This is a genomic window from Empedobacter stercoris (assembly GCF_025244765.1).
Classification (GTDB): Bacteria; Bacteroidota; Bacteroidia; order Flavobacteriales; family Weeksellaceae; genus Empedobacter; species Empedobacter stercoris.
Map to the genome: position 1 here is coordinate 681,251 of NZ_CP104209.1, position 12,093 is coordinate 693,343.

12 protein-coding genes are annotated in these 12,093 nt (G+C 31.8%); 5 read left to right on the top strand and 7 right to left on the bottom strand.

Features of this window, described 5'->3' with window-relative positions; translation table 11 throughout:
• Positions 1-62: 62 nt before the first annotated feature.
• Complete coding sequence (locus tag NZD85_RS03130; RefSeq protein ID WP_171621729.1) at positions 63-608, top strand: NADPH-dependent FMN reductase; 546 nt, start codon at positions 63-65, stop codon at positions 606-608.
• A 78-nt stretch (positions 609-686) separates the two neighbouring features.
• Here the strand turns inward: NZD85_RS03130 and fsa are convergent, their stop codons facing one another.
• Positions 687-1,343, bottom strand: a complete 657-nt coding sequence (gene fsa / locus NZD85_RS03135; protein ID WP_171621728.1) for a fructose-6-phosphate aldolase — start codon at positions 1,341-1,343, stop codon at positions 687-689.
• An 84-nt stretch (positions 1,344-1,427) separates the two neighbouring features.
• Positions 1,428-2,180: an SDR family NAD(P)-dependent oxidoreductase gene (locus NZD85_RS03140; RefSeq protein ID WP_260543374.1), complete on the bottom strand. Its 753-nt coding sequence runs from the start codon at positions 2,178-2,180 to the stop codon at positions 1,428-1,430.
• Between the two features lie 166 nt (positions 2,181-2,346).
• Here NZD85_RS03140 and NZD85_RS14745 point away from each other — a divergent pair.
• The 4 genes from NZD85_RS14745 (at position 2,347) to NZD85_RS03165 (ending at position 7,395) form a co-directional block, all read left to right on the top strand.
• A protein-coding gene (locus NZD85_RS14745) for an IS3 family transposase (protein ID WP_396127081.1) occupies positions 2,347-3,713 on the top strand; the annotation gives its coding sequence in 2 pieces (ribosomal slippage) (positions 2,347-2,806 and positions 2,806-3,713; 1,368 coding nt in all).
• Between the two features lie 77 nt (positions 3,714-3,790).
• Positions 3,791-4,549, top strand: coding sequence for a hypothetical protein (locus NZD85_RS03155; protein WP_225538974.1), 759 nt, complete (start codon positions 3,791-3,793; stop codon positions 4,547-4,549).
• A gap of 6 nt (positions 4,550-4,555) precedes the next feature.
• Positions 4,556-5,317, top strand: a complete 762-nt coding sequence (locus NZD85_RS03160) for a hypothetical protein (protein WP_260543377.1) — start codon at positions 4,556-4,558, stop codon at positions 5,315-5,317.
• A gap of 35 nt (positions 5,318-5,352) precedes the next feature.
• Entirely contained in the window at positions 5,353-7,395 is a 2,043-nt protein-coding gene (locus tag NZD85_RS03165) for a S9 family peptidase (protein ID WP_260543378.1), read from the top strand.
• Between the two features lie 70 nt (positions 7,396-7,465).
• Here NZD85_RS03165 and NZD85_RS03170 read toward each other — a convergent pair whose 3' ends face one another.
• From NZD85_RS03170 to lpxD, 5 genes are all read right to left on the bottom strand, one after another.
• Positions 7,466-8,110, bottom strand: coding sequence for a SanA/YdcF family protein (locus NZD85_RS03170; RefSeq protein ID WP_260393761.1), 645 nt, complete (start codon positions 8,108-8,110; stop codon positions 7,466-7,468).
• A gap of 112 nt (positions 8,111-8,222) precedes the next feature.
• A complete protein-coding gene (gene efp / locus NZD85_RS03175; RefSeq protein WP_171621722.1) occupies positions 8,223-8,789 on the bottom strand; it encodes an elongation factor P in 567 nt (188 codons plus the stop codon).
• Positions 8,790-8,812: 23 nt separating this feature from the next.
• Positions 8,813-9,598 carry an acyl-ACP--UDP-N-acetylglucosamine O-acyltransferase gene (lpxA, locus tag NZD85_RS03180; protein ID WP_171621786.1) on the bottom strand — a complete coding sequence of 262 codons (786 nt, stop codon included), beginning with the start codon at positions 9,596-9,598 and terminating at the stop codon, positions 8,813-8,815.
• A gap of 18 nt (positions 9,599-9,616) precedes the next feature.
• Positions 9,617-11,005 (bottom strand): bifunctional UDP-3-O-[3-hydroxymyristoyl] N-acetylglucosamine deacetylase/3-hydroxyacyl-ACP dehydratase, encoded by a 1,389-nt coding sequence (locus tag NZD85_RS03185; protein WP_260543379.1) that lies wholly within the window; start codon positions 11,003-11,005, stop codon positions 9,617-9,619.
• A gap of 6 nt (positions 11,006-11,011) precedes the next feature.
• Entirely contained in the window at positions 11,012-12,037 is a 1,026-nt protein-coding gene (lpxD, locus tag NZD85_RS03190) for a UDP-3-O-(3-hydroxymyristoyl)glucosamine N-acyltransferase (RefSeq protein ID WP_260543380.1), read from the bottom strand.
• Positions 12,038-12,093 lie beyond the last annotated feature (56 nt).

Sequence of the window (12,093 nt, forward strand, 5' to 3'; positions counted from 1 at the left end):
ATAAAAATTGATTGGTGTTGCGATAAATTTGCTTCATCAAAATAAAATAACGAAATAGAAATATGAAAATTTTAGCATTTGCCGGAAGTAACAGCAAAACATCAATCAATAAACAATTATTAAATTATACATTAAATCAAATCGAAAATGCAGAAATTGATTTAATCGATATTAATGATTTTGAAATGCCAATTTATTCCACTGATCGACAAGTAGAAAATGGGTTTCCACAAGAAGCGCAAGATTTTTACAAAAAAGTACAAGATGCAGATGGCTTGGTCATTTCTTTAGCAGAGCATAATGGTAATTTTTCTGTTGCTTTAAAAAACATTTTAGATTGGGTTTCTCGTATTGATATGCCTTATTTAAAAGGAAAAAAATTATTGTTATTAAGTACTTCTCCAGGTGGATACGGTGGCGGAAACGTGATGGAAGTTGCAACAAAATATTTCGGAATGTTTGCAAGCGGAGAAATTGTAGCAAGTACTACATTTCCTTCTTTTCACGATAATTTCCAAAACAATGAAATTGTAAATGAGGAATTAAAAAATAAAGTATTAGATCAAGTTAATATTTTTGTTGAAGCTTTAGCAGCTGTTGAAGCTTAATTGAAAAGTATGTACATAAAAAAGCTCATCAAAATTTGATGAGCTTTTTTTCGCGTATAGTTTTTTTATAAATAAATCTTAGTTATTACCCTTCGCGTAATCAGCTAAAAATTGAGCTAAACCAGAATCTGTTAAAGGGTGTTTTAATAATCCTAAAATAGACGATAAAGGTCCAGTCATTACATCAGCACCAATTTTAGCACAGTTTACAATATGCATTGTATGACGAACTGAAGCTGCTAAAATTTGAGTTTCGTATAAGTAGTTATCATAAACCAAACGAATTTCTTCGATCAAGTTTAAACCATCTGTCGAAATATCATCTAAACGTCCGATAAAAGGAGAAACGTAAGTTGCACCAGCTTTTGCAGCCAATAAAGCTTGTCCTACTGAAAAAACTAACGTTACATTAGTTCTGATTCCTTTTGTAGAAAAGTATTTACATGCTTTAACACCATCTTTTGTCATTGGAATTTTAACCACAATTTGAGGATTCAAAGCAGCTAAAGCTTCACCTTCTTTTACCATTCCTTCAAAATCAGTAGAAATTACCTCTGCAGATACATCTCCATCTACCAATTCGCAAATTGCTTTGTAGTGATTGATAATATTTTCTTGACCAGTAATTCCTTCTTTCGCCATTAAAGATGGATTCGTTGTCACACCATCTAAAATCCCTAAATCTTGCGCTTCTTTAATATCAGCTAAGTTTGCTGTATCGATAAAAAATTTCATTGCTTGTTTGTATTTCGTTTAAGCAAAATTAAGGATTAAATGCTAATTATCCATTCAATCCTTTAAGATAAGATCAAAAATATTCTAAACAGCTGTGTATCCTCCATCTACAAGATAATAACCTCCTGTCATAAAAGATGCTTTGTCCGAACTTAAGAATAAAACCAATTCAGCAACTTCTTCTGGTTGACCTAAACGACCCATTGGATGTTTTGTAACCAATACTTCTAAATGATCTGCACTCAAATTATTTGATAATAAAGGGGTCATAATATAACCAGGACCAACAGCGTTACAACGAATATTTTTTGGCCCATATTCTGCTCCAATATTTTTCGTCAATCCAACTACTCCATGTTTAGCAGAAGTATAAGCAGAACTCATTGGTGCTGCTACCTCTCCATGAATAGAAGCCATGTTCACAATAGCACCTCCTCCATTTTTTTCCATTGCTTGTAGTTGATATTTACATCCATAAAAAACACCATTAAAATTAATGTCAATTACTTTTTTCCAACCATCCAACGGATAATCTTCTGTTAATGCAGCAGGACCTCCAATTCCTGCATTATTACAAGCAATATCCAATTTTCCATACACCTCAACCGCTTTATTCACTAAGGCTTCGTTGTCTTCTGCCAAAGCAGTATCAGCTTTGAAAAAAAACGCTTCTCCTCCATTTTTTTTAATGATTTCGACAACTTCTTTTCCACCTTCTTCATTAATATCAGAAACGACAACTTTTGCGCCTTCCTTTGCATACAATTCAGCAACAGCTTTTCCAATCCCAGAACCTGCACCAGTTACAATGGCAACTTTATCTTTTAATATTGACATAATTTTATGATTTTTTATTGATTAAATTTAAACAATTATTATTGAATTAATACAATATTATATAATTAGAATACTATTTTAATTAATTAAAAATTATCATAAAATAGTATTATCACCTAAGTTTACACTGCCCCCAAAAAGTTAGACACTTTTGGGGGCATTTTTTATGACAAGAAAAGTAAAATATGGTGTAGCATTTAAGTTACGTTGTGTGAAAGAAGTTTTAGAAAAACATCGAACAATACGTTCAATTAGTAAAAAAGAAAATATACATGCTTCTTTATTAAAGAAATCGGTTTCTGATTATCATAATCAAGGAATTTCAGGTATAGAACCTAAAAAAAACCAAACGTATAGCGTTGAATTTAAGTTGAAAGTTATTAAGTCTATAACCAAACAGTTTCTTAGTTTGCGTGAAGCACGCTTGAAATTTAATATTCCAAGTGAATCGGTTATTATAAAATGGCAAAAAGATTTTGCTACCTTTGGAATAGACGGATTAAAACCCAAACCAAAAGGCCGTCCCAAGACTATGAGCACATCTAAGGGTAGACCTAAAAAATCGAAACAACCGTTAACAAGAGAAGAAGAACTATTGTTAGAGATTGAACGTTTACGTTGTGAAGTTGCACTCTTAAAAAAGTTCAATGCCTTAATTCAAGCCGAGGAAGAAAAACAAAAGAAACTTGGACACAAGCCATAAATGAATTAAGGCCAGAATTTCATCTAAATTTACTTTTAGATTGTACACATATGGCTAGAAGCAGCTTTTACTATCATATTTCACGTAGTAAAACAGATAAATACGAGGAATTAAAACTTAAGATAAAATCCATTTATCATCAGCATAAAGGGCGATATGGCTATCGACGAATTACCGATGAATTAAGAAAATCAGGAACTATCATCAATCATAAAACTGTTCTTAAACTGATGAATAGCTTAGGATTAAAGAGTTTGATTCGAAGAAAAAAATACAAATCTTACAAAGGAGAACAAGGAAAGATTGCACCAAACATCTTGCAAAGAGCATTTAAGGCTGATAAACCCAACCAAAAATGGGTAACAGATGTTACCGAGTTTAAAGTAAAAGATAAAAAACTATATTTATCACCAATAATGGATCTGTACAATCAAGAAATTATCAGCTATGAGTTAAGCGAACGACCTGTTTTTAATCAAGTAACTCAAATGCTTAAAAAGGCATTTAAAATAACGAAAGACACCAAAGATTTGATATTACATTCCGATCAAGGATGGCAATATCAAATGAAACAATATCAGGCTTTATTAAATGAAAAAGGAATCATACAAAGTATGAGTAGAAAAGGAAATTGCTTAGATAATGCTATTATCGAGAATTTCTTCGGAATACTGAAATCGGAACTATTTTATTTACAAAAATTTAATTCTATTGAAGAGCTAAAAAAAGAAATAAAACAATACATTTACTATTACAATAACGATAGAATAAAATCGAACTTAAATAAAATGAGCCCGATACAATATCGAACTCATTTTTATAATTATTAATTTTTAATCTGTCCAAACTTTTGGGTGCAGTCTAGTTTGAATGCTTTTTTTTATATTTGATACAAATAACTTTTTACATGAAAAACTTAATAGCAACATTACTTTTATGCAGTATCTCAACTGTAAATGCACAAGAAGTAAATGATTATAAATATATTCATATTCCAGAAAAATTTTCGGGTTTTGAACAAGATCAGTATCAATTAAATAACCGATTGAGATATTTATTAACTCAAAAAAAATATGAAGTTTTACCTTCTGACAAGTCAACTTGGCCTCAAGAAGTCACTCAAACTCCATGCTCTGTATTAAATACTGATATTCTTAAAGTAAAGAGTTTTTTAAATAATAAATTAGAAGTCGTTTTTACGGATTGTTCTCAAAATAATATTGAAACTTTTGAAGGAACTTCAAAAATAAAAGAGTTTGATAAAGGATATCAAGAAGCATTAAAACTTGCTTTGATGAAACTAAAAACTCAAAATGCGAAAACTTCTATTCCAATGACTAAATTGGAACAATCGAAAAAAGAAGTAAACAAAGTCGCTACTCCCGAACCTAAAAGTGCGGACGTAACCATTTCAAATCTTTTAACAGATGGTTCAAAAAATTATCAAAAAATTGACTTACAAAATGGTGGTTTTATGCTGATGTCAGAAAACGGAAATCAAGTTATTGCTAAATTCGAAACTACTTCAAAAACGGGTGTTTACAGAGTAGTTGTTACAAATGGTAATTCTAATTATTCGTCTGTTGGTTACAGCAATGAAAATTCTATTGCGTACGAAGTTTTAGAAAATAATGTTTGGAAAGAAGTTAAATTAACGGCTAAATAATCAGCGATGAAAAAAATACTTTCGGGGTTCTTCTTTCTTGCCTTAATTTCTGCGCAGGCACAAAGTGTTACGGATTATAAATATGTTATCGTTCCTGATAAATTTACTGATTTTGCAAAAGAAGATTATCAACTAAACACAGCATTAAAAATCGCTTTAAAAAAGAAAGAATTTGAAATTGTAAATGAAAAATCAATTCCATTAGATATTCAAATTAATCCATGTTTAGCTGCAAAAGCAAATATTGAAAACACTTCTGTTGCTTTTCGAAATAAACTAAAAGTTACTTTTTCTGATTGCAATAATACTGTTTTTGATTCTTATGAAGGTATGTCGAAAGAAAAAGAATTTGCAAAAGGTTATCAAGAAGCGCTTAGCGTTGCTATGAGTCATGTTAAAAAACAGAATGCAAAAGCTTTACCTTTAACAAAAATTGAAAAAGGAACATCAATTACTACAGAAACTATCAAACCAAAGGAAGATGTAATTGCTGCTAAAAAAGATATAGCTGAAGCAGATATTTATAAACTTGATGGTAAAAATTATATCAAAACAGTTACTAAAAACAATGAATTTGTTTTAATTGATAAACATAATTCGAAAGTTATAGCTCAGTTTTATCCTGCTTCACAACAAAATGTTTATCATGTAACTGTTGTTTCTGCAAATGGTAATTACGAAACTATTGGCTATACAAATGATCAGAATATTATCATCGAATATAAAACAGCTGACAAATCATGGTCAACAACAACTTATACAAAGTAGTTTTACACTAACTTTGTCCCTTAAAATTAAACGCAATGCAAGCACCTATTGCTAAAAAAATAGAACAAAAATTAGAAAAACACGGCGATATTCGCATCGATAATTATTATTGGTTAAATGACCGCGAAAATCAAGAAGTGATTGATTATTTAAATCAAGAAAACGAATATACTAAAGCTGTTTTAGCGCCAACAGAAGAATTACAAACTAACTTATTTGAGGAAATGAAAGCGAGAATCAAAGAAGATGACTCGTCTGTTCCTTATAAATTGAATGGTTATTGGTATTTGACTGAATTTCAGAAAGGCAAAGAATACCCTATTCACAAACGTCGTAAAGACACTTTAGATAACGCTGATGAAATACTTTTTGATGTCAATACAATGGCAGAAGGTCATTCGTATTATCAATTAGGAGGAATTTCGATGGCTCCAAATAATCAATTGGTTTCATTTGGAGTTGACAATGTTTCGCGCAGAATTTATACGATACAAATCAAGAATTTAGCAACTGGAGAAATACTTTTAGATAAAATTGAGAATACTACTGGTGGTTCTGTTTGGGCGGCAGATAATCTAACATTATTCTACACGCGAAAAGACGAAACGTTACGTGCTTATCAAATTTGGAAACATAAATTAGGGACAAAACAAGAAGAAGATACTTTGGTTTTTGAGGAAACAGATGACACCTTCAATGCGTATGTTTACAAATCAAAATCACGAGATTATATTGTCATTGGATCTTCGAGTACTGTTTCAGATGAATACAGATATATTCCTTCTAATCAACCAGATGCTGAATTTAAAATCTTTCAAGAAAGAAAACGAGATTTAGAATATTCGATCGAACATTTTGGAGATTCATTTTATATTCAAACCAATAAAGATGACGCATTTAACTTCAAATTAATGAAAACTTCTGTCGAAAAAACAGAACAAGAAAATTGGGTTGATGTAATTCCTCATCGTGATGAAGCATTGATTGAAGGATTCGAAATTTTCAAAAATTATTTGGTTATCGAAGAACGTACAAATGGTTTGTTGCAAATGAATATCAAAGCATGGGACAAATCGACAGATTATTATTTACCATTCAACGAAGAAACCTATACAGCAAATGTTGGTACAAACCCAGATTTTGAAACAGACATTTTACGTTATGGATATACATCTCTAACAACGCCTTCCTCTGTGATTGATTTCAATATGAATGATAAAACATTCGAAGTAAAAAAAGAGCAAACAGTCTTGGGAGATTTTGATAAAGAAAACTATATTTCAGAACGTATTTGGGCTGAAGCACGCGATGGAGAAATGGTTCCAATTTCATTAGTTCGTAGAAAAGACACTCCTCTATCAGCCGAAACACCACTTTTACTTTACGCCTATGGATCGTATGGTTACACCATCGAACCTTATTTTAGTTCGATTCGTTTAAGTCTTTTAGATCGAGGATTTATCTATGCAATTGCACACATTCGTGGCGGACAATATCTTGGTCGTGAATGGTATGAAGATGGTAAAATGTTAGAAAAGAAAAATACGTTCTTTGATTATATTGATGCTGCTAAACATTTGATCCAACAAAATTACACGTCATCAAAACACTTATATGCAATGGGTGGTTCTGCTGGAGGATTGTTGATGGGGGCTGTTATTAATTACGAGCCATCTTTATTTAACGGTGTTATCGCACAAGTTCCTTTTGTAGATGTTGTGACGACTATGTTAGACGATACTATTCCATTAACTACAGGAGAATATGACGAATGGGGTAATCCAAATGAGAAAGAATATTATGACTACATCAAATCTTATTCGCCATACGATAATGTCGAAGCAAAAGATTATCCAAATTTATATGTTTCGACTGGTTTACACGATTCGCAAGTACAATATTGGGAACCTGCAAAATGGGTGGCTAAATTACGAGAATTAAAAACAGACCATAATATTTTACTTTTGGATACCAATATGGATACTGGTCATGGTGGAGCTTCTGGTCGATTTGAATCTTTAAAAGAAGATGCAAAAGAAGATGCTTTTTTATTTATGTTGGAAGGAATTAAAAATTAATTTTAAAAAATATTTTCTAAAACACCTCTAAAATAAATTCCATTTTAGAGGTGTTTTTTTGAAATGCAATTTATATTACGTCTATTTTCTCACCTAAAAATTTAGGTTGAATCCCTAAAAAACTATCCACAAAAACTTTTGTTCGTGCAAAATATTCACGGATATTTGTTTTCAATCCTGCTTGTTTATTCACATCTTTTGCATTATAACCATAAGCATTTATCCCGTTCTGTCTTGCAATGTAAACTGCTCGTTGATTATGAAACTCTTGCGAAACCACAATAAATTCATTTTGACTAAATATTTCTTTCGCACGAATCATCGAATCCAATGTTCTAAATCCAGCATAATCTAAATAAATTACGTGTTCTGGAATTCCATTTTTTATCAACGCTTGTTTCATCGCTTCAGGTTCATTATAATCTTTCTGACCGTGATCACCACTTAAAATAAAATGGGTTACTTTTCCTGATTGATATAATTTAGTCGCTGCTTCGATACGATAAGTAAAGTAATAATTTTGATAACCATTCATCAAATTTGGAGCAGTCCCTAATACAACTGCAACTTTTATTTTGGGTAATTTATCCGTATGATTTGTTACAAATTCTTCTGTAGATTTTTCGATTCTATAATTCGAAAAAGCGGTAAATAACAGACAAAAAACACAGAAAATTGCTCCGTAAATGAACATTTTTTTGAATATTTTTTTCATCTTCATAAGATTTGTTCAGTAAACTCTTAGCTAAAATACACGATTAACTTGATTTTACCCAATAAAAAAAGTAGCTATAAATAGCTACTTTTTGATATGATATGTACTTCAATTATTCTTTAATACGTTCAACGTAAGAACCGTCTTCTGTATTGATTTTCACTTTATCACCTTCATTGATAAATAAAGGAACACGGATTTCAGCACCAGTTTCCGTCGTTGCAGGTTTTGTAGCATTTGTTGCTGTATCGCCTTTAAGACCTGGCTCTGTATACGTAATTTCCATAATTACTGTATTTGGTAACTCTGCTGCTAAAGCAGTTTCATCAGAAGCACGGAATAAGATTTTCACTTCGTCTCCAGCTTTCATAAATTGTGCATTTTCGATCAATTCTTTGTTTAAATAAACTTGAGAGAAATCATCATTATTCATAAAATGGAAACCATTATCGTCTTCGTATAAATATTGATAGTTACGTGTTTCTACACGAACTTCGTCAATTTTATGACCAGCAGAAAATGTATTATCTAACACTTTTCCTGTTGTTAATGATTTTAATTTTGTACGAACGAAAGCAGGACCTTTTCCTGGTTTAACGTGTAAAAATTCGATAATTTTGTATGTATCATTATTAAAAACGATGCATAAACCTTTTCTAATATCAGCAGTTGTTGCCATTTATTCTATTTTATTATTTTTAATTAAACTCCCGAACTATATCCTTTCATAATTCCACGATCACTTGAATTAATAAAACTCAAGATCTCTTCACGATAATGTGAATCTGGGAATTTTTCTAAGATTTGTTCTACAGCTTGAGATACATTATTTTTTTGTTGATATAAAATTCTGTAGATTCCTTGAATTTCAAAAATTTCTTCTGAAGAGAAACCTTTTCTCCTTAATCCAATTGCATTAACACCAGCATAAGCGACAGGATTTTTTGCAGCTTTTACATATGGTGGCACATCTTTACGAATTTGTGTTGCTCCAGCCACAAAAGCATGTTCTCCAATTTTTGTAAACTGATGTACAGCACTATACCCTCCTATAAAAGCGTAATCTCCAACTTCTATATGTCCTGCTAAACCAACGGCGTTAACAATCACAACATTGTTTCCAACAACACAATCATGTGCAATGTGAGCTGTTGCCATAATCAAGCAATTATCACCAATTTTGGTATATCCTAAAGCGTTTGTTCCTTTGTTTACTGTAACACATTCACGAATTGTGGTATTGTCACCGATATAAGTGAAAGTTTTTTCACCTCCATATTTTAAATCTTGGGGCTCACCAGAAATTACTGTACCTGGATAAATTTTACAATTTTTCCCAATACGAGCTCCTGACATAATTGTTACATTAGGACCAATCCATGTTCCTTCACCAATTTCCACATCTTCGTAAACAGAAGAAAAGGGGCTTATAGTAACATTTTCACCTATTATTGCAGTTGGATGAACATATGCCATCGGATAATTCATAACTTCCATTTCTTTAAATTATTCTTTTGTAATAACTGCCATCATTTCTGCTTCCACAGCGATTTGATTGTTTACATATCCAATTCCTTGCATATGAACGATTCCTCTTCTAATTGGTTCTACCAACTCTAACTTAAACACAATTGTATCTCCTGGGATAATTTTACGTTTAAACTTGGCTCCTTCAATTTTCATGAAGTAAGTAGAATAATCCTGAGGATTTTCAAGTTCACCTAAAATTAATAAACCTCCTAATTGTGCCATTGCTTCAATTTGTAATACACCTGGCATTACTGGTTCTTTTGGAAAATGTCCTACAAAAAATGGTTCGTTCATTGTTACATTTTTCACACCGATCAAGCCAGTTGCTGTTTTAGAAATCACCTTGTCAATCAGTAAAAATGGAGGACGATGAGGTAATAGTTTCATGATATCATTGATATCATAAACTGGGTCAGCTGTTAAATCAAATTCAGGAACTTTGTTACGTTGTGCTAATTTGATTTGTTTGCTTAATTTTTTTGCAAAATTTGTATTGGTGTGATGTCCAGGTTTTGTGGCAATAATTTTAGCCTTTAACTTCTTTCCTACTAAAGCTAAATCTCCCACAACATCTAATAATTTGTGACGAGCAGCTTCGTTTGGATAGTGTAAAGTCAAGTGATCTAAAATTCCATTTGGACGTATAGAAACATTATCTCTATTAAAAGCTTTACAAAGTTTTTCTTTCGTTTCTGGCGTAATTTCTTTGTCAACATAAACAATTGCATTGTCTAAATCTCCACCTTTTACTAAACCAGCTTCTAACAATTGTTCTAACTCATGTAAAAAACAGAACGTTCTTGCTTGAGAGATATCTTGTTTGAAATTTTTTATAGACGATAATGTCGCATTTTGAGTTCCTAAAACCTTAGTTCCAAAATCAACCATTGCCGTAACTTGATATTCATCTGCTGGAATTGCAGTGATTTCTGATCCTGTTTCTGGATCTACGTAAGTTACAATTTCTTTAATTCTATAATATTCTCTGTCTTTGTCTTGTTCAACAATTCCTGCAGATTCTATTGCTTCTACAAAAAAACGTGAAGAACCGTCCATAATTGGAGGTTCTGCATTGTCGATTTCAATGTAACAGTTATCAATATCCATACCTACCAAAGCCGCCAAAACGTGCTCAGTTGTATGTACTTTAACTCCCTTCTTTTCTAAAGTTGTTCCTCTCGCTGTACTCACAACATATTGTGCATCTGCTTCTACTTGAGGTTGACCTTCTAAATCTGTTCTAACAAATACAAATCCTGTATCCGGTTCAGCTGGTTTAAATGTTAAGGTAACAAATTTACCTGTATGTAAGCCAACACCTTTTAGAACGGCTTCATTCGCTAAAGTTTTTTGTTTATCAGACATTAACTTTTACTTTTGTTTGTTCTCTTTTTCTAATTTATCGATTCGTTTCACAATTTCTGGAAACTTTCTAAAATGTACGTATGCTTTTCTAAAGCTTGTCGCTTCTATTGCTGGTGAACCATACATTTGCGTTTTGCTTTCTACATCTCCGTTAATACCACTCTGAGCTTGCACTTGTACAAAATCTCCGATAGTCAAATGACCTGCGATACCAACTTGACCTCCAACCATACAATTGCGTCCAATTTTGGTAGAACCTGCCACTCCACTTTGCGAAGCTATAACAGTATTCTCTCCTATTTGAACATTATGAGCAATTTGAATTTGATTATCTAATTTTACTCCTTTACGAATAATTGTAGATCCCATTGTTGCTCTATCTATCGTTGATCCTGCTCCAATTTCGACATTATCTTCAATCAAAACATTTCCTATTTGAGGAATTTTTTCAAAAGATCCATCTGGATTTGGTGCAAAACCGAAGCCATCAGCTCCAATTACAACGTTAGAATGAATGATGCAATTCTGACCAATTTCACATTCCTCATACACTTGTACACCTGAATGTAAAACGGTATTATCTCCAATCGTTACGTAATCTCCAATCGTTACATTTGGATATATTTTCACATTATTCCCAATCGAAACGTTAGCTCCAATATAAGAAAAACTTCCAACATATACATTATCTCCTAATTGGGCAGTAGAATTTACTTTTGTATATTCTTCTATTCCAACTTTATTATTTTTTATGGTATTGTAATAGTGTAATAATTGTGTAAACGCTTGATAAGCATCTTCCACAATAATTAAGGTAGAAGATATTGAATCTGTCGCTACAAAATCTTTACTCACAATTACAATAGAAGCATTAGTTGAATAGATAAAATGTTCGTATTTCGGATTTGCTAAAAACGAAATCGAACCTTCTTTTCCCTCCTCTATCTTTGATAGTGTGGAAACCTCTACATTTGCATTACCTTTTACGGTTCCTTGCAATAATTGTGCAATCTCTGCAGCTTTAAACTTCATAGTCTGCAAAACTAATAATTATTCTTAAATTTATAAAATGATTATATAAGATATTT

Bases quoted from the DNA above. Each gene is read 5' to 3' on its own strand.
- NZD85_RS03130 (WP_171621729.1), top strand. From the start codon at position 63: ATGAAAATTTTAGCATTTGCCGGAAGTAACAGCAAAACATCAATCAAT.
- fsa (WP_171621728.1), bottom strand. From the start codon at position 1,343: ATGAAATTTTTTATCGATACAGCAAACTTAGCTGATATTAAAGAAGCG.
- NZD85_RS03140 (WP_260543374.1), bottom strand. From the start codon at position 2,180: ATGTCAATATTAAAAGATAAAGTTGCCATTGTAACTGGTGCAGGTTCT.
- NZD85_RS03155 (WP_225538974.1), top strand. From the start codon at position 3,791: ATGAAAAACTTAATAGCAACATTACTTTTATGCAGTATCTCAACTGTA.
- NZD85_RS03160 (WP_260543377.1), top strand. From the start codon at position 4,556: ATGAAAAAAATACTTTCGGGGTTCTTCTTTCTTGCCTTAATTTCTGCG.
- NZD85_RS03165 (WP_260543378.1), top strand. From the start codon at position 5,353: ATGCAAGCACCTATTGCTAAAAAAATAGAACAAAAATTAGAAAAACAC.
- NZD85_RS03170 (WP_260393761.1), bottom strand. From the start codon at position 8,110: ATGAAAAAAATATTCAAAAAAATGTTCATTTACGGAGCAATTTTCTGT.
- efp (WP_171621722.1), bottom strand. From the start codon at position 8,789: ATGGCAACAACTGCTGATATTAGAAAAGGTTTATGCATCGTTTTTAAT.
- lpxA (WP_171621786.1), bottom strand. From the start codon at position 9,598: ATGAATTATCCGATGGCATATGTTCATCCAACTGCAATAATAGGTGAA.
- NZD85_RS03185 (WP_260543379.1), bottom strand. From the start codon at position 11,005: ATGTCTGATAAACAAAAAACTTTAGCGAATGAAGCCGTTCTAAAAGGT.
- lpxD (WP_260543380.1), bottom strand. From the start codon at position 12,037: ATGAAGTTTAAAGCTGCAGAGATTGCACAATTATTGCAAGGAACCGTA.